The organism is Microbacterium yannicii PS01 (assembly GCF_000304335.1).
GTDB lineage: Bacteria > Actinomycetota > Actinomycetes > Actinomycetales > Microbacteriaceae > Microbacterium > Microbacterium yannicii_A.
Map to the genome: position 1 here is coordinate 59,421 of NZ_CAJF01000016.1, position 25,713 is coordinate 85,133.

The following is a 25,713-nucleotide window of genomic DNA, read 5'->3' on the forward strand; positions in this document are numbered from 1 at the left end:
ACCGTGACGATGCCGTCGGTTCGGGTTCCGATGGAACACAATCTAGCCCTCTGGGAACGCGGCGTATACGGGGTAGTGCCGGCCGGCGTTGAAGGAAGGCAGCGATCAGTGCCCCTTGAGGCATCGGACTGGAACCCTGCATGCAGGGATCCGTACCATCAGCAGTATCGTGACCGAACGATCTCGATGTCCCGACCGGAGGGACGAGGATGGCCGAACGCATCTGTGGGGTTTGCGGCACGAGGAACGACGCCGATGCGCGCTTCTGCAAGAACTGCGATAGCTACCTCGGCTGGGATGTCGGAGCCTCCACGCTCGACGGCGAAGCCCTCACGGGGACGATCCCGACCGTCGTGGGGATGGTGCCGGCAGAGCCCGCCCCGATCCCTGGCGCGGCGGGTTCGACGGCCACGAGAGCACCGGAAACGCCAGACTCCGTCGCTGCCACTGCGGAGGTCGCCGCCGCCGGCCGATCATCCGCCGATCTCGCGCAGCCCGCGCGCGGTTCCCTCACGGTGACGGCTGAGGAGCCCGAAGTCGTCGTGACTCCCGATGCACCGGCCGACGTCGCCTTCACGATAGAGAACACCCTGACCATCGTCGATGGCTACGTGCTCGAGGCGCTCGACCCCCCGTCCTGGCTGGCAGTCGCACACCCGGACGTGCACCTTATGCCCGGAGAAGTCGGCAGCGTTGCGCTTTCCGTCGGCTTACGTGACGACACCATGGTGGTCGCACAGCGGGTTCCGCTCACGGTGGTGGTGCGATCGATGGAGGATCCCGAACGCAACGCCGCTGTGAGCGTCGTCGTGACGGTTCCGCCGCACGGACCCCGTCCCACGCTCGAGGCTCGGCCGACGCTCATCCGGCTTGATGGCGCGGGTTCCGGTGAGTTCTCGGTTCGGCTCGACAACCGGGCCGCGAACTACCCTCAGACCGTCGGCATGGGCGGCGGCGACCCGGAGGGCGTCGTGAGCTTCGTATTCACCCCCGACGTGGTGGAGGTGCCCGCCGGGGCGATGGTGGAGGTTCCCGTGTCGTTCACAGCGCCACAGCCTGCGCCCGGCCAGCAGCTGAACCGCCAGCTCACGGTGACGGCGACGAACGACGAGGAGTCGATCACCACGACCCTCACGCTCGTGCAGAGCACTGCCGCTGCCCCGGCCGATGCGCCTATCCGCGTGCAGGTGGAGCCCAGCAGCATTCGTCTCATCGACGCCACTGAGGCCGACTTCGAAGTGCACGTCGACAACCGCGGCGGCCACTCGGGGGTCACGGTCGTGCTGTCAGGCAGAGACCCGGAGCGGCGCCTGTCGTTCGCATTCGCGCCGGCGCGTTTCGTCGCCGCAGCCGGCCAGGTCACAAGAGCGCACGGCCGGGTCCGCGCGAATCTTCCGCCGCACGGCTCGAGCGAAAGTCATCCGTTCACGGTGATCGCCTCCGACGGGACGACCGACGTCGAGACCTCGGCGTCGCTCGAGATCGCGACGTCAGCCGGCGCCATGGCGACGGCCGAGGTGCGCGCTCATCCCGAGAAGCTGGACATCGGCAAGCGAGGCGAGGGAGAGTTCTCCATCGAGGTCGACAATCGTCGCAGTGCCCAGCCGCTCAACGTGGTGCTCGCCGGGCGTTCCGACGACGGACTGGTGCGGACCAGGTTCACGCCCCCGCGCCTGACCGTCGCACCGGGCTCGGTCGGCCATGCCCGCATGTCCGTGTCCAGCCCACATCCGCGGCCGCGCGAAATCGGAGTGCGTCGCATCGCGGTGCTCGTCTCGGACGGGACGCAGCGCCTCACGGCGAGTGCAGAGCTGATGCAGACCGGGCCCGACCGTCGGCGGCCCGCAGGCAGGTGGCTCGTCGTGCTCGGCGCGCTGATGGTGCTCGTCGGAGCCCTGAAATGGACTCCGGATATGCACTTCCTGTTCGCCGCAGTCGATGTCAACAGTCTCACCGGTTCGGACGATCCGCTCTCAGACGGAATCACAGCCGCAGAGACGCCGCTTCGCATCGCCCTGGCACTGCTGGGTGTGGGGATGCTCTTCGGGCTGGCTGGGAAGGGCGGTCTCACGCGGAAATCCGCGATCCTCGCAGTGCTGCTCAGCGTGGCCTACATCGTGTCGGGGCGCTTTACCGACGCGACACTGACAGGGCTGGGTTTCGGCATCCCCGTCGTCGTGGCGGGCGCGGTGCTCGCCTACATCGGGGAGATCCTTCTCCGTCCTCCGGACTGACACTCAGAGAGCCGCTACGGGCGTCCGGCGACACCCAGGAACCGCGTGAAAACAGCGATCCAGGCGAAGATCAGCACGAACACGATGATCTCGATCGCCGTCAGTGTGATCACTCCGAGCGCGAACATCCCGGCCGCGGCGATCGTGGCTGCCAGGATCACCCAGGTCGACATGAAGTACGCAGGGGGCATTCCGCGGAGCAGCTTCGGGCTCGCGATCAGGAGCGTGAGGAAGGTTGCCGCGAGTCCGAGTGCTGCGATGTCATGAATAACCCGGTTGACGTCGACCGAGCAGAGGCCGACGCCGGCGAAGGCGATGCCCATGACGACGAACAGCGTCGAGACGACGCGTGGCGAACGTGCGGTGGCGAGCACTCCGGCCTGCACGAGGGCACGCATGTCGTGAGCGATGTAGACCGCGAAGGTGCTCACCAGCAGCCCGCCTACGACGAGCGTCCCATTGAAGAAGAGACTGGACAGATCGTGGAAGGTGCCCAGGTGACTGAAGTGAACCTTCCACCAGTCGGACTCCGGAGAGATCGCCATGGCGGTGATGACCCCGAAGGCGATGAACGTGCGCACGAGCGATGAGAGCCGCTGGGTCGACATCCTCGACACCGAGCGGTACGTCTGCTGCCCCGTCACTCCCGCCGTCACGGCCATCATGACCACGGACCACATGAGGTGCACCGGCAGTCCGATGAAGCCGAGCCCGACGAGCCGGTAGATCACGTAGACCACGATGAATGCAAGCACCGCGTGCACGAGCACCACGGAGAGGGTGTTGACCGCGAACGTCCACGCGGCGAGCGAGCGTCGCCACTCCTGCCCGGGAAGATCGCGAGAGCGGATGAAGCCGACGCCCGCCGCCGCAGCCGCAGCGCAGCCCGCACCCGTTGCCGCCCAGAGCGAGAACGACGACGGCCCTTCCGCGAACATCTCGTCGGGCGCGATCAAACCGAGAATCAATCCGTAGATCGCGCCGAGCGCTCCGAGGACGTAGCCGATGTACGTCGCGCTGGTCTCCGCCCTCGCCGTCGAGGCAGCGCCATCGGCCGATGGCACTGCGGAGGTCACCGCGTCGATGTCTGCTCCTCACGCGAACGCCCGCCCCCCGTACCGCCGAGGAACCGGCCCGGGGTGCTCGTGGCTTGGCCGTGACCTCCGATGATCCAGCACGGCATATCAGGGATTCAAGCGCCTGCCTACGGAGAAAACCCCAAGGTTGGGACCGGGAGCGCCCTGAGGGTGCGTGAGCCGCACTTCTGAGTCACCTCTGGTGGCGCGGACTTTTCGCCCCTATCGTGACGAATGCGTCGGGCATCTGGGCGCATCCACATCCCCATTGACGCGTCGCCCGTCGCTGCGGCGCCCTGTGATTGGAAGCCGCAATGCCAGAGAACACACCCGCCATCGTCCTCGTCCACGGGGCCTGGGCCGACTCATCGAGTTGGAACGCCGTCATCCCCTCACTTCAGGGGGAGGGATTCACCGTCCTTGCCCCGCCCAATGAGCTCCGCGGACTCACCAGTGACTCCGCCTATGTCGCATCATTCCTCGCGCAGCGGACGTCGGGTCCGGTGGTGCTCGTCGGCCATTCCTATGGCGGCGCGGTGATCACGAACGCGGGGCTCGCAGGCGACGTTCGAGCGCTGGTCTACGTGGACGCGTTCATCCCCGACGAGGGCGAGACGGTGCTGGGGATCCTCGAGGGCTCCGGCTCGGCGCTGGCTGTGGCGGACCCGACGACGGTGCTCGACCTTGCCGGCTACCCGGGTGCGCCCGAGGGCGCCGCGGATGCCTGGCTCAAGCCCGACGTCGTTCACAACTCGTTCGCACAGGACCTGCCGGAGCGCGACCGGTGGCTCATCGCGGCGACCCAGCGTCCGGCATCCATCGTCGCGAACGTCACGCCGTCGGGACCTGCCGCGTGGAAGTCGATCCCCAGCTGGGCGGTGCTCGGCACTGAGGACAAGGTCATCCCGATCGAGACGAAGCGCCGGATGGCCGCGCGCGCGGGTTCCACCGTGACCGAGGTCGAGGCCTCGCATGTCTCGATGATCTCGCACCCGCAGGTCACGCTCGACGCGATCCATGCGGCGGTGGCCTCAGTGAGCTGACCGTAGATCGAAACGGTGAGAGGCGCCACTCACCAGAGGATGCCGCCGCCGAACGAGATCCCGCCCCAGGTGAGGGCGATGAAGATCGCGGCGAAGACGACGGGCGCGATGCCCTTTCCGCTGCGCGCGAGGCCCTTCAGCAAGGCGATGACGGCCAGCACTGCGGCGACGATCGACAGCCCACCGCCGAGGATCAGGCCGATGAAGAGGGGAATCGGCATGAGCAGGAGGCCGGCTAGCGCGACCCAGAAGGCGGCCCATGCAGTGGGATTCGAGGAGCGCTCAACGGCATTCGACATGCCTTCGATACTGTCAGACGCAGTCAGCCGTTCGCGCTAACGGGTCTGACTCTCACGACCCAGATCCGAGCTCTCGGCCGGATGCTGTGCGCTCCACGACGCCAGAAGCCGCAGCCGTTCGGCCGAGGGGGAGCCGGGTTCTGCAGTGTAGATGAGGAGGACGTTGCCGGGCTCCGCCGTGACCGCCAGCTCCTCGTACGAGAGGACGAGCTCGCCGACGACGGGATGCTGGAATCGCTTGGTTCCCGCGCCGTGAGTGCGCACGTTGTGCGCTGCCCAGAGCGTGCGGAAGTGATCGCTGCGCGTGGAGAGCTCTCCTACCAGGTCTTGGAGTGCCTTGTCGTGCGGGTCGCGGCCGGCTTCGGCGCGCATGATCGCGACGCACATCTCGGCGAATTTCTCCCAATCAGGGTAGAACTCCCGGGCGCGGGATCGAGGAACTGGAATCGGGCGAGGTTGGGGGTGCGTCCGCCGTCGCCGATGACGGGGAAGTAGAACGCGCGGCCGAGGTCGTTGACTGCCAGCAGGTTCTGGCGCGGATCGCGGACGAACGCGATCCCGTCGGTGATCGATGAAAGAGCCCACTGCAGGCTGGGTCGTGGTGCGCTCGGTCTGCCGCCGCGCCGGCGAGCGCGGCCGCTGGTCGGGATGCCGTCGGCGGTGCGGGCCAGGTCGAGCAGATGCGCGGTCTCGGTCTCGTCCAGCTGCAGGGCCCGGGCGACGGCGTCGAGGACGGAGGCCGAGGCGCCGGCGATCGCGCCCCGCTCGAGCTTGGAGTAGTACTCCACGCTGACGCCTGCGAGGCTCGCGACCTCGCTCCGGCGCAGCCCGGCGACGCGGCGGTTGCCCCCGCCGGTGATCCCGGCGGCGTCGGGGGTGAGCCGGGCCCGGCGCGTCATCAGGAACTCGCGCACTTCCGCTCGGTTGTCCATGGCACGAGGCTACGTCTTGCCGGACCGATCAGGGGTCCCCTGTCAGTACACCTCTCATCAGGGACTCCCGCGCTCGCGGCACCCAGGGGAGCCTGGATGTCATGACCGCTCCGAACCCGCCCGCTCGTGCCGTGAGCCGGATGCTGCCGACCCTGCTGCTCGTGCTCACCGTGTTCGGTCCGATCTCGATGGATCTCTACCTGCCCGCGCTGCCGGCGCTCACCGCGGAGATGGGCGCGGTGACCTCGGTAGCGCAGCTGACCGTGACGGCGTGCCTGATCGGGCTGGCAGCGGGGCAGCTCGTCGCCGGTCCGATCTCGGACAGGTTCGGGCGGCGCGGCATCCTGCTGATCGGCATCGTGGCCTACATCGTCACGTCCCTGCTGTGCGCACTGAGCCCGAGCATCGAGATGCTCATCGTCGCCCGGCTGGTGCAGGGGTTGGCCGGCGGTGTGGGAATCGTCATCGCCACGGCTTCCGGACGCGACATCTTCACCGGCAGCCGGCTGATCCGGTTCTACGGCAGCCTCACGGTGATCGGCGGATTCGCGGCGATCGTGGGACCGCTCATCGGCGGGTTGCTGAACACGTTCACCGACTGGCGTGGCCTGTTCGTCTTCCTCGCCGTCATCGGCGTGGCGATCCTCGTCCTCACCCTTGCGATCTTCGGCGAGACGCTTCCGGCGGACCGGCGCACCCGCGGCGGATTCGGGCAGACGCTGCGCGACTACCGGACCTTGCTCGCCGACCGGATCTTCCTCGGCGCGGTGCTCAACCAGGGATTCCTGTACGCGGCGCTGTTCGCGTACCTCGCCGGGTCGACCTATGTGCTGCAAGACATCTACGGGCTCTCGCCGCAGTGGTACGCGGCCGCGTTCGGTCTGAACTCCGCCGGCCACATGGTCTTCGGCTACCTCGCAGGGCGCGCCGCCGAGCGGTGGAGCATTCCCGGCATCCTGGCGGTGGGTGTACTGGTCACGGGACTGGGAGCAGTCGGAGTGCTCGTGGCGGGCTTGACCCCCATGCCGCTGTGGGTGGTGATCGTGTCGCTGTTCGCCCTGTCCAGCGGTGTCGCGATGACCGCACCCCCGGCGACCACGCTGGCGATGTCGGATTATCCGCAGATGGCGGGCACCGCGTCCTCGCTGCTCGGCATGGTGCGGTTCGGGTTCGGGGGCGTCGCTGCCCCTCTCGTCGGTGTCGCCGGTGCCCTCAGCATCCTGCCCCTGGGCGTGGTGACGGTCGTCGCGGTGGCCCTCGCCGCAGCGGCGAGCCTGCTGCTCGTCCGCCGCCACGCAGCGACCGATGCCCGGACGGACGCCGACACCCCAACCGAGACCGTACCGGTCTCCTGAAACCTCAACAAGAAAGGACGACACCATGCGTGGAGTCATCATGTACGCACCCGGTGATGTGCGAGTCGAGGACCGTGAGCACCCGACGATCCTCGAGCCGACCGACGCCGTCATCCGGCTCGCTGCGTCCTGCATCTGCGGGTCGGACCTCTGGCCATACCGCGGCGCGGAGCCCGTCGAAGACGCCCCGATGGGCCACGAGTACGTCGGCGTCGTGACCGAGATCGGCGCAGACGTCAAGACCATCAAGGTCGGCGACTTCGTCGTCGGATCGTTCTTCACCTCCGACAACACGTGCGAGATCTGCCAGGCGGGCTACCAGTCGCACTGCGTCCACCGCACCCTGATGGGCACGATCGGCACCCAGGCGGAGTACGCCCGCGTGCCGCAGGCCGATGGCACCCTGGTCGCCACCCCGGGGCAGCCCGACGCGGACCTCATCCCGTCGCTGCTGGCGGCATCGGACGTCCTGGGCACGGGATGGTTCGCCGCCGTGGCCGCAGAAGTCGGACCCGGAAAGACCGTCGCCGTCGTCGGCGACGGCGCGGTGGGCCTGCTCGCGGTCCTCGCCGCACGCGAGCTCGGCGCGAAGCGCATCATCGCGATGTCGCGGCATGCCGACCGTCAGGAGCTGGCTCGGCGATTCGGCGCGACCGACATCGTCGAAGAGCGCGGCGACGAGGGCGTGGCGCGGGTCAAGGAGCTCACCGGCGGACTCGGCGCACACTCGGTGATCGAGGCTGTCGGTACGCAGGCCGCCATGGAGCAGGCGATCCGTTCCGCCCGCCCCGGCGGGCACGTCGGATTCGTCGGCGTCTCGCATGACGTGTCGCTGGACGGGCTGGAGCTGTTCTTCTCCGGCGTGCATCTGCACGGCGGCCCCGCCCCGGTGCGTCGCTTCCTGCCGGAGTTCATCCAGCTGATCTGGGACCGCAGGATCGACCCGGGCGCCGTCTTCGACCTGACCCTGCCGCTGGAGGACGCCGCCGAAGGCTACAAGGCCATGGACGAACGCCGCGCCACCAAGGTGCTGCTCACCGTCTGACCAGCACCGGGCGGCCGGATCCACGGACTCCGGCCGCCCCCTCATGGGAGGAGATCTCGTGAACATCGAACCCACCGCACCCACCGTCAAGAACCCGCCGGAGCAGTTCGCCGGCGATGTGTGGGTGGACATCATCGCCGCACCCCACGATGCCGACCAGCGGATGTCGGTGGCCGTGGTCAAGTTCGCGCCTGGCGCCCGCACCGCTTGGCATTCCCATGCCCGTGGTCAGTATCTCCGCGTCACTCAGGGCGTCGCCCGCTTCGGTACGCGCGATGGCCAGATCATCGAGGTCCACCCCGGTCAGACCCTCTACACTCCGCCCGGGCAAGACCACTGGCACGCATCCGCCGACGGCACCTTCATGGAGCACATCGCCATGTTCGAGACCGGCGACGATCCCGCGACGACCACCCTCTGGAAAGAGCACATCTCCGACGACGACTACCACGGCCGGGCAGAGGGCCGATGAGTCGTCGATTCATCGCCGCGGCCACGGCGGCCGCACTGGTGGCCGCGGTCTCCGCATGCGCACCCGTCCCTGATCCCCAGCCGGCGAAACGCACGACGGAAGCATCGGCCGCGCCCATCCCGACCGTGGCCACGCCAGAGCCGACACCGTCGCGCAACGCCGCCGTCGAGGCATCCGATGAGCCGATCGGCACTGTCGTTCGCTTCACGTCCGACCGCACCACGGTCGACGTCACCATCGGGGAAGACAGCCCGGGCGTGCGCGACTTCCTCTCCATGCTGCCACTGCAGGTGCCGTTCGAGGAGTTCGCCAGCAGGGAGAAGATCGCCTACCTGCCACGAGAGCTGGACTACGCCGGATCTCCGGGATCCGACCCCGAAGACGGCGACCTCATCTACTTCACGTCGTGGGGCAACCTCGGCTTCTACTACAACGCCGAGGGCATCGAATACTCCGACGCCACCCTCCACATCGGCACCTACGAAGCCGCCGAAGAGCAGCTTTCCCTGCTCGAAGGCGACGTGACGATCCAGATCGTGGGCTGATCCTTCGGAGACGCCTTGGAAGCGCACCGGTCTCGCGGTCGGCGCCGCTCGCCCGGACCGGTAGCCTCGCGAGCGTGACCACTCGCGTTCCGCTGACCGATGCCGCCCTCACCCAGTTCGCCGTGCTCGATGCCCTCCTGGCCGGAGCCTACGAGTCGGGACTGGTCGCCTCGCGTGTCGGCGAACTGGGCGACTTCGGCATCGGCTGCTGCGACGCGCTCGGAGGTGAGGTCGTGATCCTCGACGGTGAGGTGTGGGAGTGCACCGTCGGCGAGCCGCCGACCGTGATGACGGATGCCGAGACTCTGCCGTTCGCGGTGGTGAGCGTCGCTCCCGCAGGCCCGGCGATCCACGTCGCCGGCCTCGGGATGGACGCCTTCGTCACGGCGATCGAGGACCATCTGGTCAGCCGCAACCTCTTCCACACGGTGCGCGTCGACGGCCGCTTCGCCGCGATCCGCGTCCGCGTGACACCGCGCGAAGCCCGCCCCTTCCGTCCGCTCGCCGAGGTCGTGAAGGGCCAGGTCGAGACGGAACGGCAGGATGTCGCGGGCACGCTCGTCGGCGTGTGGAGCCCCGCCATCTACCAGGGCATCACCGTCGCCGGCCTCCATCTGCACTTCCTCGCCCACGACCGCTCATTCGGCGGCCACGTGCTGCAGCTGACGCTCGGTGTGGCTGAGCTGCGACTGGCCGCTCACGACCGGCTGCACCTTCGGCTGCCCACCGACGAGCTCTTCCTCCGGTCAGAGCTCAGCCACGACGACGACCACCGCATCGTCGCCGTCGAGGCCGGCGGCGCCCGTCGCTGATTCCCGGAGGCGGGCCGCGCGCGTCGCGTGCCGCTGTCGAAGGAACAGCCACAGCATCAGTGCGCATGAAACCAGGTAGAACGTGTGCAGCGCCCAGATGGGGCCGAACGGCAGCGTGAAGATGTACAGGGAGTAGACCAGGTTCGCGCCGTTGACCATCGCCAGGCTGACCAGGCTGTACGACGAGACATCGCCGGTGCGCAGCGCCTTGCGCAGCATGGGCAGGTTGCTCGCCGCGAACACCACGGTGGCGACCGTGCCGGCGACGAGCGGGATGTCCATGGCCGCAACGGTAGCCGCGGCGTCCGGGCCGGCGCTTCGACCGAACCACCCATTCCGCGACCGACCGGGTATGGGCAGGATTATGCAGACCGATGCCGCGCGCGGCGGCTCAGAGGAGTCGGTGCTCGTACGCGTACGAGGTCGCCGCCGCGCGGGATGACAGCCCCAGCTTGCCGAAGATGTTGCTCATATGCCGAGCGACCGTCTTCTCGCTGAGCGAGAGCTCCGTCGCGATGCCGCGGTTGGTGAGCCCGGTCGTGACGAGCCGGAGCACTTCGACCTCGCGCGCGGTGAGACGCCGAGCGAGGTGCTCGCCGGTCAGCGCCGCAACGCCGTCCAACTCGGACGCCGCCCCCAGTTCGGAGAAGATGCGCCGGGCCGCCGCGAATTCGGCGGCCGCGGCATCCGCCTGATGCAGTGCTCGCAGGATCCTTCCCCGAAGGGCCCGGCATCGCGCCACGTCGTCGGGCGCGTCGAGGGCGAACCACGCGGCGCCGGCCGCCGTCGCATGCTCGAGCGCCTGTTCCGGCAGATCCTCGGCCAGCATCACCTCCGCCTCGGCGAACTCAGCGACCGCGCTCAGCATCGCGGCGGTCGACGCCCGAGCCAGCGAAGCGAGTTCGTCGGCCGCGCGCCGCGCCGGCTCGAGGCCGCCCGCCGCGACCTCGATGTGCACCACCGCCGGAAGCAGCCGACGGCGGGTCGCCTCATCAGCGCCGGCCACGCTCTCGCGGATCATCGCCTGAGCGACGCGGCCGTTGTCGCCGGCGAGGTGAAGCAGGGCGAGTCCGGGCTGCGGATCCCATCCCGTCAGCCCGGCGCGGCGGTAGTACTCCTCGGCCGGCCGCGCCTCGCCCCGTCGCCGGTGCAGCTCGGCGAGCTGATAGTTGGCGACGTAGCCCGCAGTGAAGTCGCCGGCTCGCAGCCTGTCTTCGGCCAGGTGAGCGGCGGCGGATGCCTCGGCCCAGCGCCCATGCAGCAGACAGAGCTGTGCGCGATACGCGTGAGCCTGTCCGCTATAAGCGATGAGCTCGGGGTGCGCCTCGCACCAGCTCACGAAGGAGGATGTCCACGCCTCGGCCCGCTCGAGATCGAAGCTCTCGTGTGCCACGTCGAGTGCGACCCGGTAGAAGATGCACCTGGACAACGACGAGACCTCGCCGGCGCGGACAGCGGCCATCGCCGCATCAAAATCGCGAAGTCCGTCGGTGGTGCGCCCGAGCGTCGTGAGGCATTTGCCCCGACCGAATGCCGCGTGCGCGGCGAGCTCGTGGTCGCCCGTGCGTTCGGCCACCTCGGCGATCTCGTCGAAGCGGTGGATCGCCTCGCGCTCGTCGCCGACGAACATGGCGACGAGGGCCGCCGGAACAAGCGCGACCAGCGCGCCCACGGCGCTCGCCGGGGGCAGCCGGTCGACGAGGCGCAGCCCCCGCGCCACCCAGGTGCCGGCCAGTGACAGCTCGCCGGACTCGAGCAGCTCCAGGGCGAGCCATCCCGCCGTGCGCGCCGCTCCGACGATGTCGCCGTCGGTCAGATGCATGCCGTGCGCGTCGGTCAGGAAGCGGGCTGCGCCCTCAGGGTCGCCCCGGAGGAACGAGGCGGTCGACATCACCTTCAGCTCGGTCGCCGACAGGGCCGTGCGGCCGCGAAGTGAGGACTCGCCGAAGCGTTCGCACACCTCACGCCAGCGACCCGCATCGGCGGCTCGCGCGAGTTCGTCACGTACACCCGTCGCGACCATGGCGCTCCCAGCCGGGCGCGCACCGATCCGCCGTAGTCGGGCAGTGCCCGCACCGTGTGGGGAGACCGTATCGCTGGGTCGACGCCGGTACAAGCCCGGTCGCCGCGGGCCCGAATCAGGCCGCGATCGCACTCCGGCGATGGAGGGCGTCCATCGCCGCTGCGTACTCGCCGATCATCCGGTCACGGCCGATCCGCGCCCGGGCGGCGAGCGCTGCGGCGCGGAGATCGGCGCGCCGCTCGAGCACCCACGTCCAGGCATCGGCGATCGCTCGCGGATCGTGCGGAGTGGCCACGCCGATGCCGTCGATCTGTCGCGCGGCATCTCCGACGTCGGTCGTCACCGGTGTCGCGCCGCACGCGGCACCCTCGATGAGGCAGAGCGGGGAGGCCTCGCCGAACGCGCTGGTGAGGGCGACGACATCGGCGATCTGATAGATCGACGGCATGTCGTCGCGGATCCCCAGGGCGTGTAGGCGATCCGGAGTCGCCACCTCTGACTGAGCCACAAGCTCCTCGAGAGCCGCGTTCTGCCACGTCATCCCGGCTCCACAGAGCACGTAGTGCGTTCCGGGCGAACGGCGGGCGTGCTCGGCGACTGCCCGAAGGAACAGGCCGGGGTCCTTCATCGCGTCGAAGCGCGCGGCGATGACGATGACCGGTGCGGTCGACGGGATGCCGAGGCGGCGGCGGGTCGCTGCGACCTGGCCGCGCGTTCCCGGCCGGAATCGCTTCGTGTCGATGCCGTTGGCGATGACGAAGCGCTCGGCGGCGTGCACGCCGGCGCGCGCATAGGCGTCGCTGGTGGAGTCGGCGCACGAGATCGTCGCCGTGACGAGCCCTGTTCTCGCAGCCTCAGCGAGCCAGCCGAGCGCAGGGCCGGAGTGCAGCGGGTCGGACCGGTGCAGGCATGTCGCGACCGGGATCTGCGGCATCCATCCCCGCTCTCGGAGTGCGAGAAGTAGACCGATCGGCTGCTCCTTCAGCGACAGGACGAGATCCGCGCGGCTCACCGCGTCGGCGGCGACGCGGAGTTCTGCGTCGGTGAAAGACGAGGGGTCGGGCACCTCGCCGAAGCTCTCGCGTCCCAGCGTGTCGACGGCGACACCGGCCCTGACCAGCCGGCGGTACCGAGGATCACTCTGCATCGGCTGGCGGGTCGACTCCCGACGCACTGCCGAGGCGATCGTGAGGACGCCGTGCTGCTGCTCGCGAGTGGCATGAAGACCCGCGACGTCGTCGCTGTGGAGGATGCGGGCGCCGCCGGCGAAGAACCCTTCGTACAGCGACAGCACTCGGGTAGGTCGATTCACGGCGACTCCTCTCGGGCGGTGGAGCGGGGGATGGGCACTCATTGCACCGATGGGCGGCGTGGAAGCCGAGTGCATTCATGCTCCGGTCTGTTCGCCCGGATGTCGATGAATCGCGGATGTGCAGTACGTGAACGAACGTGGAGGGAGCGGCTCGGCGTCGATTAGGCTTTTCCCTGGACGCGTTCGCCCGGGCGCGAAGATCAGGAGCTCGGATGGATGTCGTTCGGACGCGCGATCCGCTGCGCCGCAACAACGTCACGGTGACCGGCAATCCGGACGGCCGGCTGCTGATGTTCTCGCACGGGTTCGGCTGCAGCCAGGATGCGTGGAGCCTGGTGGCGCCGCAGTTCGAGGCCGACTATCGGGTGCTGCGCTTCGACCATGTCGGCGCGGGCGGCTCGGATGTCGCGGCCTACGAGCCCGGCAAGTACGAGTCCCTGGACGGGTATGCCGACGACGTCCTCGAGATCCTTGCGGCGATGGACGCGCGGGACGTGGCGTTCGTGGGGCACTCGGTCAGCGCGATGATCGGCGTCCTGGCCGCCAACCGGGAGCCCGACCGGTTCAGCGATCTGATCCTCATCGGGCCGTCGCCGAGATACATCAACGACGGCGACTATCGCGGGGGCTTCGAAGAGGAAGACATCGCGGCGCTGCTCGACACGCTCGACGCCAACTATCTCGGATGGTCCGGCACCATGGCGCCCGTGATCATGGGCAACCCCGACCGCCCCGAACTCGGAGCCCGGCTCACCGCCAGCTTCTGCAGCATCGATCCCGTCATCGCCCGGCAGTTCGCCCGTGCCACGTTCCTGTCGGACAACCGCGACGATCTGCGTCTCGTCTCGGTGCCGACGCTCGTGCTGCAGGCCAGCGACGACGCCATCGCGCCGCCCGAGGTCGGTCGATACGTCCACGAGGCGATCCCCGGCAGTCGTCTGGAGTTCCTCGAGACCACCGGGCACGTGCCCGTCCTCTCCGGCCCGGAAGAGGTCGTCGCCCGCATCCGCGAGTACCTGTCGTGATCGCCTCGGATGAGGCGTGGTTCCACCGGGCACCGTGCGGCCTCATCGCCGTCTCACTCGACGGCATCCTGACGGAGGCGAACAGGACCTTCCTCTCCTGGATCGGTCATCCCGCCTCGGACGTGATCGGTCGGCCGTTCGCATCCCTTCTCGACGCGGGCAGCCGCCTGTTCTACGAAACCCGTCACCTGCAGCTCATCCATCTGTCCGAAGAGGTGAGCGAAGCAGTCCTCACGGTCGTCGACAGTGAGGGACGGAGCGTGCCGCTGCTGATGAGCTCGACGCTCGACAGCGATGCGCAGGTCGTGCGGAGCGCCCTCTTCAACGCGAGCGACCGCCTTCGCTACGAGTCGGATCTGCTGGTCGCCCGGCGGTCGGCCGAATCATCCGAGGCTCGTGTGCGGGTCCTTCAAGAGATCTCGAGCATCTTCGGCGTGAGCGCCAGCGACGAGGACGTCGCCCAGTCCTTCGTGGACGTCGCCCGCGACGCGTTCCACGCTCGCCATACGGCGGTGCTGCTCTTCGATGACGACGGACTCATCCTCGCTGCGGGGACGAACCCGCTGAAGGGGAAAGTCGGGCCGGTCGCCGAGCTTCGCTACACCGCGCGGGTGACGGTGGTCGATCAGGCCCGGGCGCGGGAGGAGTTCCCCGAGCTCGCCGTCGCGATGAAAGAGACGCGGATCGCCGCGCTCAGCGTCACCCCGCTCCTCGCCGATGGGCGTCAGCTCGGCGTGCTGGTGTGCTTCTTCGGCCGCCGCACCGACTTCGACGATCAGTTCTTCGATCTGCAGCAGGCACTGGGCAGGCAGGCGTCACAGACGCTGGTGCGCGTACGGCTCGAGCGGCGGCTCGCCTACCTCGCCCTTCATGATCAGCTCACCGGCGTCGCCAACCGGGAGCTGCTGCAGCAGAACCTCGATGACGCGATCGCCCAGGCCACCGCGAGCGGTCAGCCGCTCTCGGTGCTGTTCCTCGATATCGACGACTTCAAGCGGATCAACGACGAGTTCGGCCATGCGGCGGGCGACGGCGTGCTCGTCGAGCTGGCGAACCGCCTGCAGGCCGGCGTCCGCGCCGGCGACGTCGTGGGTCGTATCGGCGGCGACGAGTTCGTCGCGCTCTGCAGGGGCGCGGATGCCGAGGCCGCAGCATCCATCGCGGAACGCATCCTCAGCACGACCCGAGCGCCGATCACGGTTCACAACGGGGTCATCTCCGCGTCGGTGAGTGTGGGCGTCTCCCTCTACCGGCCGGGCGAGAGCGCCCCGCCCAGTGGAGAGCAGCTTCTCATCCGAGCCGATCGAGCCATGTATTCATCGAAGGATGCGGGCAAGGATCGCTTCAGCTTCGACTCGCTGCCACCCGCCTGATCCGCTGCCACCGGCCTGATCCGCTGCGCGAGGATTTCGACATCGGAGCCGGATCGTTACGGCGGGCGTGACCGGCTCGCACTCATTCGTGGCCCGCGAGCTGCTTCGGCGCACGTCCGGCCGGTTGCGACGGCACGGGGCCGGGATCGGCCAGTTCCGGGATCGGAAGACGCAGCGGTGCACCGGGCTCGACCACGTGCGTCTCGCTGAAATGCCGCAGGGTCAGCGGCGTCCCTGATGCCAGCCGGTACGTCGCGGCCTCGCTCTCGACGTCGACGCGGAGCGTGCGGCCGCCGATGCGGACGCCGAACGACAGCCCGGTCATCGGCGGTGACAGTCTCGGCGCGAACTGCAGGCCCTCGGCGCCGTCGCGCATACCGCCGAAGCCTCGCACGAGGGCACTCCACACCCCCGCCAGGGCGGCCACATGCAGGCCGCCGTCGACGTTTTCGTGCAGGTCGTCGAGGTCGATCGCGGCTGCCTCGATCAGGTACTCCATCGCGAGCGGCAGATGGCCGACCCAGGCAGCGACGACCGCTTGTGCGGCCGCCGACAGCGAGGAATCCCGCACCGTGAGCGCTTCGTAGTAGGCGAAGGCGCGAGCGGTCTGCTCGGGCGAGAACGCCTCGTGGGCGAACTGGAGGGCGAGCACCAGGTCGGCCTGCTTGACCACCTGCTTGCGGTAGAGGTCGAAGTACGGGAAGTGACTGTGCAGCGGGTACTGCTCGGGCGAGGTGCGATCGAAGTCCCATCGTTCCTGCTCGGTGAACCCCGCCGACTGGGGATGGATGCCGCGCTCCGTGTCGAACGGGATGTGCACCGCGGCGGCGGCCGTCGTCCACCGCGAGATCTCGTCGTCGGTGACGCCGAGATCTCTCGCTCGATCCGAGTGGCGACGCGCGGCGTCGCACGCGGCGCGGAGATTCTTCTGCGCCATGAGATTGGTGAAGACGTTGTCGTTCACCAGGGCGGAGTACTCGTCGGGCCCGGTCACCCCGTCGATGTGGAATCCGCCGCGGTCGTCCCACCGGCCGAGGGCGAGCCACAGGCGAGCCGTCTCGATCAGGATCTCGACCCCGTTCTCGCGCTCGAACTTCTCGTCGCCCGTGGCGCGCGTGTACCGCACCACGGCGTCGGCGATGTCGGCGTTGATGTGGAAGGCGATGGTGCCGGCGGGCCAGTAGCCCGAGCACTCCCTGCCGTCGATCGTGCGCCACGGGAAGGCGGCCCCGGCCAGATGCAGCTGCTCCGCTCGCCGACGGGCATGGTTCAGGGTCGAGTGGCGCCAGCGCAGCGCGTCGCGCGCGGCCGCGGGAGCGGTGTACGTGAGCACCGGCAGGACGAACGCCTCGGCGTCCCAGAAGGTGTGCCCTTCGTATCCTGCGCCGGTCAGTCCCTTGCCGGGGATCGAGCGGACTTCTGCCCGCGCTGCCGACTGCAGGACCTGGAACAGCGCGAACCGAACGCTCTGCTGCAGATGGGCCGACCCCTCGATCCGCACATCCGCGCAGTCCCAGAAGGCGTCGAGGTATTCCCGCTGCTCGCGTGCCAGTCCTTCCCAGCCCAGGCGCATCGCCGACTCGACGGCGGCCTCTGCCCGATCGCGAAGGGCGGCGTCGGCGAGCGAGTCCGACCACTCGTGACCCACGCAGGCGAGCAGGCGGATGCTGTCACCCGGCGCGAGTCGCACGCTGACCGTCGTGCGCGCGAGATCATCCGCCGCCTCGGTGCGGACGGCGGCTGATTCCGGCGCCGAGATCCGGTGATCCTTGGTCACTGCGACGCCGATCCCGCTCCGCCTGGTGCGGTGCAGGAGCGTCGCGCGATCGCCGGTCACGACCTGATCGACCGCGATGAACGGCTTGTCGAACGACTCCATGACCCGCGGATCAGGATGCACCTGAGGAAGCGGCTCGTTCGCGACGATCTCGGAGAGCAGGATGATCTCGGCGTCGCCGTCGATCACCGTGACCCGGTAGTCGACGGCGGCGATCGCTCGATGGGTCAGCGATACGAGTCGCGAGGAGTCGATCCTGACGGTGACGCCGGCGGGCGAGGTCCATGTGACGGCGCGCTGAAGGACGCCGGTGCGGAAGTCGAGGAACTGCCGGTGCTCGTCCAGTCGGCCGGCCCGCACGTCGAAGGGCTCGTCGCCGACGAACAGCCGGATGACCTTGCCGTCCGGCACGTTGACCACGGTCTGGCCGTTCTCGGGGTAGCCGTAGCCGTCCTCTGCGTACGGCATCGGGTGCTCTTCGAACACGCCGTTCAGGTAGGTGCCGGCGGTGCCGCACGGATCGCCCTCGTCGAGCATTCCGCGCCATCCGACGTGGCCGTTCGACAGCGCGAAGACCGACTCGCGGTGCGTCAGCTCGTCGCCCTCCCAGCTCGAGCTCTGCGACCCCGACCAGCCGATGCCCCACGGATCCACGTCGAACGGGTGCTGCGTCATCTCACTCCTCTTGTCGGCGTCTTCCGGCCAGCATGCCGCGTGGCGGTCGCCGGGGGCATCGGGTTGACAGGTCCTGGTCCTGGTCCCGATGTGCGACTGCCGGCGCTGCGCTAGCGTGACCGGCATGGCGGCTCCCACCGACGACGGCATCGCAGCCGTGCGTGCCCTGCTCGGCTCGAAGCCCCGGCCCGTCGGCTGGGAGGAGAGGCGCGCGAGGATCGAGGAGGTCGGCGGAGCGTGGCCGGTCGCCGGCGACATCGCATTCGAATCCGTCGACGCCGGGGGAGTCCCGGCGGAGTGGTCGCGCGCGCCGGGCGTCGCTGAGGATCGCGTGCTGCTGTTCCTGCACGGCGGCGGATACTGCTCGGGCTCGATCGCGAGCCACCGGACGATGGCGGCCGAGGCCGGACGCGCCGCCGGGGTGAGCGTGCTCGCGGTCGGGTACCGGCTCGCGCCCGAGCATCCGTATCCCGCCGCGCTCGACGACGCGCTCGCCGCCTGGGACTGGCTCCTCGCGGAGGGTTACGCACCGGAGCGGATCGTCGTCGGCGGCGACAGCGCCGGCGGGGGGCTCAGCCTCGCCCTGTGGCAGGAGCTGGCGCAGACCGGACGGACCGTCCCGGCCTGCCTCTGGCTGGTCTCGCCCTGGACCGATCTCACGCTCTCGGGCGCCTCGATGGACGACAACGACGCGATCGACCCGCTGCTGCATCGCGCGTACCTCGACGAGCTCGCGACGGCGTACCTGCCGACCGGGATGGCGCGCGACGATACGCGAGTATCACCGCTCTTCGCCGACCTGACCGGACTGCCGCCCACCCTGATCGGCGTCGGCACCGACGAGACCCTGCTCGATGACTCCGTGCGGTTCGCCCGGGCAGCGGCGATCGCGGGCGTCGATGTGCAGCTGCACGCCTTCCCGGGCATGATCCACGCCTTCCCGCTGTGGAACGCGGTGCTCGCCGAAGCGCGAGACGCGCTTGCCGAGTTCGGTCGGTTCGCCCGCACGCAACTCGGCTGAACGGACGAGCTGCCGCTGCTATCGACGCTCGCCGGTGCGGTCGCGCACGAGCGAGGGGAGGTGGTGGTCCAGGAAGGTCAGCACGACGGCGATGAGGACGCCGATGAAGAGCACGATCGCGGAGTTGCGCACCGATTCGGCGAAGCCGATCGTGTCGACGTCGAGGAACGGATACGGGTACCAGCCGGTGACGGCGCCGTGGACGAAGGTGTAGACGAGCCACAGCAGCGGCCAGATGAAGCCGAGCGCCGTCGAGGTCCACGTCAGGCGCGGACGCGGCCCGAAGACGAGCCAGCCGATCAGCGTCGCCCACGGCGCGATGTAGTGGAACCCGATGGTCGCGGCGAGCGCCCACCCCTGCGGGTGGACCAGCTGCGCGAGGACGGTCTCGTAGACGAGACCCGTGATGATGATGCCGAGCAGTGCATCGAAGCGCAGCACCCGCCAGAGCCTGCCGTCGCGGAACAGGTTGAGCGCGAGGGCGATCGATGTGCCCAGCACGAAGAGGTTGCTCTGGATCGTGAAGAAGCTGAACAGCCGCACCATCCTGGTGCCCACCGGCCCTGTGGCGTTCTCGCCCGAGTTGGCGTCCTGCCCGCCCGTCAGGATGAGGACGATCTGGATCACCAGCGCGATCGCGACCACGACGGCGATCGTGCCGAACCAGATCCGCGCGACGCGCTCCCGGACATGCGTGGACTCAGAAGTCGCGATCGTCGCGTTCATCGGCGTGGCCCCCCAAGGTCGTATGCGCCCGGGCACATGCTAGCGGTGACCCGGCCGATAAGGTATGCCGCATGGACGTCGTCTGGGTCGTCGTCGGGGTCGTGCTCCTTCTCGTCACGCTCCTCGACGCGTTCCTCGCGGTGCTCAACTACGACGAGTCCGGGCTGTTCGTCGACCGGATCGTCCGTCTGCAGTGGCTGGTGCTGCGCGCCATCACCCGCCGGGTCGGGCGCAGATGGCGCCCGGTGGTGCTCCGCCAGGTCACCGGCGTCCTCATCATCGTCACCATCCTGTGGTGGGTGGTCGGCATCGTGCTCGGATTCACCTTCATCTATCTCGGCGCGATGGGAATGAGCGGCGCGCTCGTGACATCGGCGGGAGTCGAGCCGGACTTCCTCGGCGCCTTCTACTTGAGCCTCGGTCAATTCGCCACGGTAGGTGTCGACAACATCGGCCCCGGGGCAGCGGTGATGAACATCGTCACCGTCGCCGAGGCGATGATCAGCGTGGTGCTGCTGTCGTTCATCATCACGTTCCTCGGGAGCGTCTACGGCGTCATCCAGTCGCTCCAGTCGCTGTCGGCGAACTTCTTCCGCGCCGGCCGCGGCATCACCGACCCCATCGACTCGCTCGCCCCGTTCTTCCCCGAGGGGCGTCCGCGCGGGCTGGAGGGCCAGCTGGACTCGATCCTCACCTCGCTGAGTGCCTACGGCGACGGGCTGGCGCAGAACCGGGCCGCCTATTACTTCCAGAGCGGACGCGATCAGTTCTCGCTGCCGTTCTCGCTCTCGATGACCGCCGGAGTGATCGGAGCGCTGCGCTGGGGCCTTCCGACGGGCAGCGAGCCGTCGACCGAGCCCGGCGTCATCCGGCTGACAGAGGTGTTCGAGGACTTCCGCGTGCGTGTGGAGCAGGCGCTGCGCTGGAGCACGGGACCGGTCCCGGCGCCCGTGACGGCAACGCAGTTCGACGACGCCGTGAGCGGCTTCCCCGCGCCGGCATCCCGCAACGGGCTCGATCCCTGGGTCGCGCGGTTCCTCAGGATCGACCGGAGGATGGCGGCGCTGACCCGATCGGATGCCGCGATCGATCCTGCCGATGCCTACCGGCGCTATCTGGCATGGCTGCCGTTCGAGTTCCAGGCCCAGTCGCTTCTGGCGGCGGTCAGCCGCGATCTGGACTATCAGCCGATCTACCGCCGGATCGCGCGCACGGCGGACGGGATCCCGCTCGACGCCGTCGACGGCGGGTATGAGCTGCTTCCGATGGACATGGTTGACGCGACCCCCGCGCCCGTCGACCTCGCGCCGCGCCGCGCGGGCCCGGTCGCCGAGTGGCTGCGGCAGCGTCGCCTGTTCATCGATCCGGGCCTGGTCCGGTTCACCGGGGCCCTCCGCGTCATGGCAGGCGTCGTCGTCGCCATCGGCATCGTGGTGCCCCTCGCCCTGCTCACTGGGACCGACGCGCTCTACGGGTCTGTGCTGGCGGGACTTATCGCGCTCTTCGCCTCTCCGGCCACGATCGGCTCGCCCTCTGCCACACGTCGCTGGATCGGCATCGTCGCCGTGCTCCCGACGGCGATCGGTGTGACCGTCGGCACGGTGCTGCCCCGAGACCCGGTGGTGACGGTCGTCGCGATCGCCGTGGTCGCCGCGGCGGCAGTCTGGCTGCGCCGCTACGGGACCCGGGCCGGCGGCCTTGGTCAGCTCGGCTTCATCGCGTTCTACTTCGCGCTGCTGCTCGGTCTGCACGTCCGCGATCTGCCGGGTGCGCTGATCGCCGCCGGCATCGGGCTCGTCTGCAGCTGGGGCGCGAACCTGCTCCCCGGCACTGCGTCGCGTCGCCGGATCGACCCCGGAATCGTGGCGGTGTACGTCCGGCTGGGCCTGCTGCTCGAGACCATGGTCGATCTCGTCTCGACAGGCCGACGCGACCCGCGCCTGGTGCGCGCCCTTCGCCGGCGGCAGGAGGCGGTGCAGCGGACGGCGGGTGTGATCGCCGGTCAGCTGGACGACGCGGATGCCTCGGCGCTGACGTCGACGCGCGCGCAGGCGCTGCGGGTCCGTGTCTTCGACGTGCAGCTCGCGGCGCAGAACCTCGCCGCGATCGTGCCGATCACGCAGGGGGTCGCGATCACGATCGAACAGCGCGCGCAGCTCGCCGCCGACCTCGTGAGCGTGCAGGAACACCTCCGCGCGCTCCCGGGCGCCGACGCGACGACGTCGGCCGTGCGGACGGACGGGGACGACGACGAGATCCCGGAGGAGTGGCCGCCGGACGTGCGACGGATGCGAGCGGCGGCGCTCGACCTGCGCGCGACCGCCGACCGGCTTCACACGCTGAAGGATGCCGACGAGGCAGCCGCCGACACCGCCGAGAGCGTGGGCGCTGCCGATCCGGCGCCCGTCGTCGGGCTGGACGACACCGGCGGTGACACCGCCGGGCACCGGCCCGCAGCCGCGGCATCCGGGCGGCAGGCCCTGCAGGCGGGGGTCTCCACCGGTCTGGCCCTGCTCCTGGGAAGCCTCGTCTCGACCAGTCACCAGTACTGGGCGGCCATGCCCGCGTTCGGAGTGCTCAGCGGGTCCGACGGCGAGACGCGGCTCAAGGCGCTGCAGCGCATCCTTGCGACACTGGCCGGCGCGGCGATCGCCTTCGGCCTGGCGATCTTCGCCGGCCACAGCGTCGCCGTCGCGTTCCCCCTCCTGGTCGTGAGCGTGTTCTTCATCGCGTTCCTCCGGCCGATCTCGTCGACGTGGACCGCGTTCTGGCAGACGCTGCTGCTGGCCACCATGTACGACGTCCTCGGCACGCTCAGCGTCGAGACGGTGCAGATCCGCGTCGTCGAGACCGCCATCGGCGCGCTCGTGGCGGTGACCGTGTCGGCGCTCCTCCTGCCCACCCGCACGAGACGACGCGTGCTGGACGGAATGGCCGACGTGGTGCGGCTCGCGGGATCCACCGCACACGACGTCTTCGCGCGCGCGGGGGACGGCGGCGCTGCCGGTCTTCGTGAGGCAGCGCGCCGGCTCACCGTGCTCGAAGAGGTCGCCCGGCCGGTGCGCGGCAACGCCGGATCGCTGCAGCCCACCGGCATCGAGGCGCAGTTCACCGCGCTGTGGTCGGTGCTGTACTACCTCCGGCGCGCGGCCGATCGGGACGACGGGCCCGGGCTGGTCGGGCTGACCGACACCGATCTCGCCGCACTGGACCGCGCCACGGCCGACAACGTCGCCGCGGTGGAGGCCGTCCTCGCCGGCGACCTGCCCGCGCGCGTGCAGGACCCGGCGGACCTCGACGGCGTTGGCGCGCAGTCTCGTCACGCGCGGGTCTTCGTGCTGTACGCTGTCCGCCTCAATCAGGCGCTGCTCGCTCTCATCGAGGCGGTGAAACCGGGAACCGTCGACGCGATGACCGCGGCCCATCCCACCGCTGACCCGCGCGCCGCCGCCGCGGCGGCTCCGAAGCGGTGACGAGCATCCCGCGCACGGCATGGACGGGGTCGGACTTCTCGCACGCGTGAGTGGACGGCGGAAGAAATCTGCACGGATGCCTCGCCTGGAATGCGTCGGACATGCCAGGATGACCGATGGGGGGCCGATGTCGCGGCCGGGGGTCGGCCGACGATGCAGGAGTTGACATGGACTTGTCTCCGCGCGAGATCGACAAGCTGCTGGTGTATCAGGTCGCGGAGCTGGCTCGCCGCCGGCGCGACCGCGGGACGAAGCTGAACATCAGCGAGGCGCAGGCCCTGGTGACCGAGGCGATTCTCGAAGGCGCGCGTGACGGGAAGACGGTGGCCGAGTGCATGGAGCTCGGGAAGACCATCGTGACCGTCGACGAATGCATGGCGGGGGTGCGGGAGCGCATCACCCTGCTGCAGGTGGAGGCGACGTTCCCTGACGGGACCAAGCTGGTCTCCTGCCACGACCCGATCGGCGGCTGAGTCCGTGACCGGGGGCCCAGCCGTACGAGCGATCCTCGTCGGCGGTCATGAGAGCGCCTACGGAGCCGATCTCGTCCGCTTCGAAGACGAGGACGAGCGCTTCCGCGCGGCAGCCCCCGGTCGCGGACTCCATAACGTGATCGCGGCGTCGCTGGACTCCGGCGAGACCGTCGTCGTCGTTCCGATGACCTTCGGCCGCAATCCGACGATGGTCGCCGACACCGCCAAGACGCTGAAATGGCTCGCGCCGCGGCATCCCGGCCGCCTCGCGCTCGCCGCCCCGTTCGGCCAGCCGGACCACCTCATCGCGTGGCTGCGCACCGCCGCGAATCGCGCGCGGGCGCTCGATCCCGACATGGCCCTGCTTGTCGTCGCTCCTCGCTCGAACGCCTTCGACGAGGCGGAGCTGCACCGCATCGCCTATCTCGTCGCGGCCCACGGCGCCTTGCCCGAGGTCGCCGCCGTCATCGCGGACGACGCCGCGTCGATCGACGCCGCGACCCAGCGGCTGCGTCGCATCGGCGCGTCGCGCGTGGCGGCCGTTCCCGCCGGCTTCGCCGCGGCGCTCCCGGCCTCTGATGCGGAAGGTCTCGGCCCGCTCCTGAGCGACTCGGCCGTCCGCCGCGTCGTCCGCGACCGCGTGCGGGACGCCCTCGCCGCGATCGAGGCCGGCGAGGACGGGATGGATGCAGGTCTCGGCGCCGACCACGGACACGGCTACGCCCACTCGCACGCCTTCGAAGAGAGCCAAGGACACGGCCACTCCCACGGGCACACCCACACGCACGCAGACGGAACCACCCACACCCACGCGCACCACTGATAACGCAGCCGGCGGAAGGATCACCCATGGCCAGCAGACGACCGAAGTATCTTCACGGCGACGACACCATCGAGATCAACGCCGGCCGTGCGTCGGCCACGCTGCGGGTCAGCAACACCGGAGATCGGCCGGTGCAGGTCGGGTCGCACTTCCACTTCTTCGAGGTCAACCCTGCGATGCGGTTCGAGCGCGAGCAGGCCTGGGGCATGCACCTCGACATCCCGGCGGGTACCGGCGTGCGGTTCGAGCCGGGCGAGACGAAGCAGGTGACCCTGGTCGCCTTCGCCGGAGCGCGGCGCGTCGTCGGGTTCAACGGGCTCGTGAACGGCGGTCTCGACTCGGCGCAGACCCGCACCGCCGCCCTGCGCCGGCTGACCGAGCGCGGGTTCGAGAACGGCGAACCGAGCACCACGCCGGACGCGGCATCCGCTCCCGCCGCATCCGCGCCGCAGACCCCGAAGGGCAGCAACTGACATGGCCGTCATCCCTCGCAGGCAGTACACCGACCTCTTCGGCCCCACCGTCGGCGACAAGGTGCAGCTCGCCGACACCAACCTCATCATCGAGATCGAGAAGGACTTCGCCGACAGAAGCTATGGCGACGAGATCGTCTACGGCGGTGGCAAGTCGGCGCGTGACGGCATGGGCGCCGACCCTCAGGCGAGCCAGACCGAGGGTGCGCTGGACCTCGTGATCACCAACGCCGTCGTGATGGACCCCGTCATCGGCATCGTCAAAGGCGACATCGGCGTCAAGGACGGCCTCATCGTCGGCATCGGCAAGTCGGGCAACCCGCAGACCCAGCACGGCGTCGACCCCAAGCTCGTCGTCGGACCGGGCACCGAGGTCATCGCCGGCGAGCACCTGATCGCGACGGCGGGCGCGATGGACCCGCACGTGCACTTCATCTCTCCGCAGCAGGCGTTCGCCGCCCTCTCGAACGGCATCACCACGCTTTTCGGCGGCGGCACCGGACCGACCGACGGAACCAACGGAACGACCTGCACGCCAGGAGCCTGGAACATCCATCGGATGCTGCAGGCCTGGGATGAGCTGCCCGTCAACGTCGGCATCCACGGCAAGGGCAACGGCTCGCTGCCGCAGGCCCTCATCGAGCAGATCGAGGCCGGCGCGGGCGGACTGAAGGTGCACGAGGACTGGGGGAGCACGCCGGCGGCGCTCGATCAGGCTCTGCGGGT

At 69.5% G+C, this 25,713-nt stretch carries 21 protein-coding genes and 2 pseudogenes; 15 read left to right on the forward strand and 8 right to left on the reverse strand.

Annotation, left to right across the window (positions count from 1 at the left end):
* Positions 1–209: 209 nt before the first annotated feature.
* A complete protein-coding gene (locus tag WYM_RS10770; RefSeq protein WP_019180842.1) occupies positions 210–2,234 on the forward strand; it encodes a zinc ribbon domain-containing protein in 2,025 nt (674 codons plus the stop codon).
* A 14-nt stretch (positions 2,235–2,248) separates the two neighbouring features.
* On the opposite strand, the gene WYM_RS10775 is transcribed toward WYM_RS10770, so the two are convergent.
* Entirely contained in the window at positions 2,249–3,310 is a 1,062-nt protein-coding gene (locus tag WYM_RS10775) for a DUF998 domain-containing protein (protein WP_237739395.1), read from the reverse strand.
* A gap of 314 nt (positions 3,311–3,624) precedes the next feature.
* Between WYM_RS10775 and WYM_RS10780 the strand changes: the two genes are divergently transcribed.
* Complete coding sequence (locus tag WYM_RS10780; RefSeq protein ID WP_019180844.1) at positions 3,625–4,353, forward strand: alpha/beta fold hydrolase; 729 nt, start codon at positions 3,625–3,627, stop codon at positions 4,351–4,353.
* A 29-nt stretch (positions 4,354–4,382) separates the two neighbouring features.
* On the opposite strand, the gene WYM_RS10785 is transcribed toward WYM_RS10780, so the two are convergent.
* The gene (locus tag WYM_RS10785) at positions 4,383–4,652 is read right to left on the reverse strand and encodes a hypothetical protein (RefSeq protein WP_019180845.1); all 270 of its coding nucleotides are present in this window, start codon (positions 4,650–4,652) and stop codon (positions 4,383–4,385) included.
* Between the two features lie 36 nt (positions 4,653–4,688).
* Positions 4,689–5,584: pseudogene (locus WYM_RS19930) on the reverse strand (helix-turn-helix transcriptional regulator).
* A 101-nt stretch (positions 5,585–5,685) separates the two neighbouring features.
* On the opposite strand from WYM_RS19930, the gene WYM_RS10795 reads away from it, so the two are divergent.
* The 5 genes from WYM_RS10795 to WYM_RS10815 all read left to right on the forward strand — a co-directional run bounded on the left by WYM_RS10795 (position 5,686) and on the right by WYM_RS10815 (position 9,813).
* On the forward strand, positions 5,686–6,939 hold the full coding sequence (locus WYM_RS10795) for a multidrug effflux MFS transporter (RefSeq protein WP_019180846.1): 1,254 nt from the start codon (positions 5,686–5,688) through the stop codon (positions 6,937–6,939).
* Positions 6,940–6,964: 25 nt separating this feature from the next.
* On the forward strand, positions 6,965–7,984 hold the full coding sequence (locus WYM_RS10800) for a zinc-dependent alcohol dehydrogenase family protein (protein WP_019180847.1): 1,020 nt from the start codon (positions 6,965–6,967) through the stop codon (positions 7,982–7,984).
* A 58-nt stretch (positions 7,985–8,042) separates the two neighbouring features.
* Complete coding sequence (locus WYM_RS10805) at positions 8,043–8,456, forward strand: (R)-mandelonitrile lyase (protein WP_026059737.1); 414 nt, start codon at positions 8,043–8,045, stop codon at positions 8,454–8,456.
* Complete coding sequence (locus WYM_RS10810) at positions 8,453–9,001, forward strand: cyclophilin-like fold protein (RefSeq protein ID WP_019180849.1); 549 nt, start codon at positions 8,453–8,455, stop codon at positions 8,999–9,001. The genes WYM_RS10805 and WYM_RS10810 overlap by 4 nt, the downstream gene beginning before the upstream one ends.
* Before the next feature lie 74 nt (positions 9,002–9,075).
* The gene (locus WYM_RS10815) at positions 9,076–9,813 is read left to right on the forward strand and encodes an acetolactate decarboxylase (protein ID WP_019180850.1); all 738 of its coding nucleotides are present in this window, start codon (positions 9,076–9,078) and stop codon (positions 9,811–9,813) included.
* Here the strand turns inward: WYM_RS10815 and WYM_RS19935 are convergent.
* The 3 genes from WYM_RS19935 to WYM_RS10830 all read right to left on the reverse strand — a co-directional run bounded on the left by WYM_RS19935 (position 9,748) and on the right by WYM_RS10830 (position 13,148).
* The gene (locus tag WYM_RS19935) at positions 9,748–10,095 is read right to left on the reverse strand and encodes a hypothetical protein (protein WP_019180851.1); all 348 of its coding nucleotides are present in this window, start codon (positions 10,093–10,095) and stop codon (positions 9,748–9,750) included. The two genes, WYM_RS10815 and WYM_RS19935, sit on opposite strands and share 66 nt — an antisense overlap.
* Positions 10,096–10,204: 109 nt before the next feature.
* On the reverse strand, positions 10,205–11,836 hold the full coding sequence (locus WYM_RS10825; RefSeq protein ID WP_019180852.1) for a LuxR C-terminal-related transcriptional regulator: 1,632 nt from the start codon (positions 11,834–11,836) through the stop codon (positions 10,205–10,207).
* Between the two features lie 115 nt (positions 11,837–11,951).
* Entirely contained in the window at positions 11,952–13,148 is a 1,197-nt protein-coding gene (locus tag WYM_RS10830; protein ID WP_026059738.1) for a glycosyltransferase, read from the reverse strand.
* 212 nt (positions 13,149–13,360) lie between these two features.
* On the opposite strand from WYM_RS10830, the gene WYM_RS10835 reads away from it, so the two are divergent.
* A complete protein-coding gene (locus WYM_RS10835) occupies positions 13,361–14,173 on the forward strand; it encodes an alpha/beta fold hydrolase (RefSeq protein ID WP_019180854.1) in 813 nt (270 codons plus the stop codon).
* Entirely contained in the window at positions 14,170–15,546 is a 1,377-nt protein-coding gene (locus WYM_RS10840) for a sensor domain-containing protein (RefSeq protein WP_019180855.1), read from the forward strand. The genes WYM_RS10835 and WYM_RS10840 overlap by 4 nt, the downstream gene beginning before the upstream one ends.
* 82 nt (positions 15,547–15,628) lie before the next feature.
* On the opposite strand, the gene WYM_RS10845 is transcribed toward WYM_RS10840, so the two are convergent.
* Entirely contained in the window at positions 15,629–17,998 is a 2,370-nt protein-coding gene (locus WYM_RS10845) for a glycoside hydrolase family 65 protein (protein ID WP_019180856.1), read from the reverse strand.
* Between the two features lie 124 nt (positions 17,999–18,122).
* Here WYM_RS10845 and WYM_RS10850 point away from each other — a divergent pair, with 124 nt between their 5' ends.
* Complete coding sequence (locus tag WYM_RS10850) at positions 18,123–19,019, forward strand: alpha/beta hydrolase (protein WP_019180857.1); 897 nt, start codon at positions 18,123–18,125, stop codon at positions 19,017–19,019.
* An 18-nt stretch (positions 19,020–19,037) separates the two neighbouring features.
* On the opposite strand, the gene WYM_RS10855 is transcribed toward WYM_RS10850, so the two are convergent.
* A complete protein-coding gene (locus WYM_RS10855; protein WP_019180858.1) occupies positions 19,038–19,745 on the reverse strand; it encodes a Pr6Pr family membrane protein in 708 nt (235 codons plus the stop codon).
* Positions 19,746–19,816: 71 nt separating this feature from the next.
* On the opposite strand from WYM_RS10855, the gene WYM_RS10860 reads away from it, so the two are divergent.
* From WYM_RS10860 to WYM_RS10880, 5 genes and pseudogenes are all read left to right on the forward strand, one after another.
* Positions 19,817–23,218, forward strand: coding sequence for an FUSC family protein (locus tag WYM_RS10860; RefSeq protein WP_019180859.1), 3,402 nt, complete (start codon positions 19,817–19,819; stop codon positions 23,216–23,218).
* A gap of 167 nt (positions 23,219–23,385) precedes the next feature.
* On the forward strand, positions 23,386–23,691 hold the full coding sequence (locus WYM_RS10865) for an urease subunit gamma (protein ID WP_019180860.1): 306 nt from the start codon (positions 23,386–23,388) through the stop codon (positions 23,689–23,691).
* A gap of 4 nt (positions 23,692–23,695) precedes the next feature.
* Positions 23,696–24,514, forward strand: a complete 819-nt coding sequence (locus WYM_RS19940; protein ID WP_019180861.1) for a hypothetical protein — start codon at positions 23,696–23,698, stop codon at positions 24,512–24,514.
* Positions 24,515–24,540: 26 nt separating this feature from the next.
* Positions 24,541–24,852: pseudogene (locus tag WYM_RS10875) on the forward strand (urease subunit beta); the annotation flags it as partial.
* A gap of 136 nt (positions 24,853–24,988) precedes the next feature.
* Positions 24,989–25,713: urease subunit alpha (locus WYM_RS10880; protein ID WP_019180863.1), on the forward strand; the 725-nt coding region annotated here is incomplete at its 3' end.

Bases quoted from the DNA above. Each gene is read 5' to 3' on its own strand.
- WYM_RS10825 (WP_019180852.1), bottom strand. From the start codon at position 11,836: ATGGTCGCGACGGGTGTACGTGACGAACTCGCGCGAGCCGCCGATGCG.
- WYM_RS10860 (WP_019180859.1), top strand. From the start codon at position 19,817: ATGGACGTCGTCTGGGTCGTCGTCGGGGTCGTGCTCCTTCTCGTCACG.
- WYM_RS10785 (WP_019180845.1), bottom strand. From the start codon at position 4,652: ATGTCGAATGCCGTTGAGCGCTCCTCGAATCCCACTGCATGGGCCGCC.
- WYM_RS10780 (WP_019180844.1), top strand. From the start codon at position 3,625: ATGCCAGAGAACACACCCGCCATCGTCCTCGTCCACGGGGCCTGGGCC.
- WYM_RS10800 (WP_019180847.1), top strand. From the start codon at position 6,965: ATGCGTGGAGTCATCATGTACGCACCCGGTGATGTGCGAGTCGAGGAC.
- WYM_RS10845 (WP_019180856.1), bottom strand. From the start codon at position 17,998: ATGACGCAGCACCCGTTCGACGTGGATCCGTGGGGCATCGGCTGGTCG.
- WYM_RS10810 (WP_019180849.1), top strand. From the start codon at position 8,453: ATGAGTCGTCGATTCATCGCCGCGGCCACGGCGGCCGCACTGGTGGCC.
- WYM_RS10795 (WP_019180846.1), top strand. From the start codon at position 5,686: ATGACCGCTCCGAACCCGCCCGCTCGTGCCGTGAGCCGGATGCTGCCG.
- WYM_RS10855 (WP_019180858.1), bottom strand. From the start codon at position 19,745: ATGAACGCGACGATCGCGACTTCTGAGTCCACGCATGTCCGGGAGCGC.
- WYM_RS10835 (WP_019180854.1), top strand. From the start codon at position 13,361: ATGGATGTCGTTCGGACGCGCGATCCGCTGCGCCGCAACAACGTCACG.
- WYM_RS10865 (WP_019180860.1), top strand. From the start codon at position 23,386: ATGGACTTGTCTCCGCGCGAGATCGACAAGCTGCTGGTGTATCAGGTC.
- WYM_RS10850 (WP_019180857.1), top strand. From the start codon at position 18,123: ATGGCGGCTCCCACCGACGACGGCATCGCAGCCGTGCGTGCCCTGCTC.
- WYM_RS10770 (WP_019180842.1), top strand. From the start codon at position 210: ATGGCCGAACGCATCTGTGGGGTTTGCGGCACGAGGAACGACGCCGAT.
- WYM_RS19935 (WP_019180851.1), bottom strand. From the start codon at position 10,095: ATGGACATCCCGCTCGTCGCCGGCACGGTCGCCACCGTGGTGTTCGCG.